Here is a 1,282-nt window from a genome sequence, read left to right as displayed (position 1 = left end):
TTCCCTTAGGGTTGCGCTGTTGCGGCGAAGCCACAATCGCGCCGCCCCCGCCGCCGGCGACGCTGAAAGTGTCGATGGCGGTGGCGCAAGGGTAAAATTAAATAAAGAGGGTCATGTAATGGAAATAGAACAAAAATTAACATTAAGTGAAAATCCAATACATTTTTTGAAAGAAGGCCTTTTTTTAAAGGCTTATAACCAGTCATTTTATGTCATGAGTCAATTATTAGGATTTAACCTAAAGCCGATAATCAAGCATATTAAAAAACTTGACCAAATTGTTGTATGTGGTGGATTTCCGGCTAATGTTATTAATAAACGTTATCCTAATGTGTTTTTGGGTTGGTGGATAGAATAAATTGGGTGCGCAAGTTTCGGACGTTTTGACCTTTGGTGGACAAAATAGCTATGGTGACCACGTCCGAGTCAGGGAATTAAAGCGAATTCCCTGACAACCCACGCTTTGGCTACAGAATGTGGCCTGCGGCTGCCCTCCGCCGTTGCTCGGTCTTAACGCACCGTTTGTGGACGCGCTCCCGGCGCACCACAAACTCGCCAAACATCCTTGTTTGGCGTGCTAACCTTGCTCTGTTGTCGGCACATTCTGACGCCGGAACAAGACAGACAACATAATCTTAGGTGTTTTTTTGTGAGTTGTTTTTGTATTAAAAAGCAATGCAATTACATCCAAAAAGTGGTCAGGAAAGGTATTGATTTTATTGAAGTTTTTATTTTTTGTATTTTCAAGCTAAATCAATCACTTACACAACCTAAGCAAAGGCCTGCATACAGCAAATCAACAAAACCACGAATAGCGCCCCAATAACAGCAAATTAACCGCTCCAAACCCTTTTTTTTACGATAATTTAAAATTAAATAAAATCAATAAATTAAAAAACACCTCAAAAAAAGGGTTTTCAAAGATGAAATTGTTGTTTATCTTTATATAGCAAGATTTATCAAATCTTGAGCTCTACCTTAACGCAGTGTAGGTGGTTTAGAAAAACAATAATTAAATATTCTGGAATTTCATTTCCCTTAACGCAGTGTAGGTGGTTTAGAAATAAATGCCACGCACACTTCCCTCCTCATGATTCCTTAACGCCGTGTAGGCGTTTAATCAAAATAAAATCAACGATATAATTATAAAAACACAACAACCTTTCCCAAAAAACAATGGTTATGTTGTTTGTTTTGTTCCGGCGTCAGAATGTGCCGACAACAGAGCGAGGTTAGCACGCCAAACAGGACGTTTGGCGAGTTTGTGGTGCGCCGGGAGCGC

1 protein-coding gene is annotated in these 1,282 nt (G+C 40.2%); it reads left to right on the top strand.

Annotated features, from left to right (window positions below; genetic code table 11):
- On the top strand, positions 1 to 358 hold a 358-nt coding region (locus GQ598_RS10855; protein WP_237410362.1), incomplete at its 5' end, for a hypothetical protein.
- Between the last annotated feature and the right edge of the window lie 924 nt (positions 359 to 1,282).

Source organism: Gilliamella sp. Pas-s95, from assembly GCF_009795795.1.
GTDB classification, from domain to species: Bacteria; Pseudomonadota; Gammaproteobacteria; order Enterobacterales; family Orbaceae; genus Gilliamella; species Gilliamella bombicola.
Note: the sequence above shows the minus strand (reverse complement) of the source record. Positions and strands in the feature narration are given on the sequence as shown.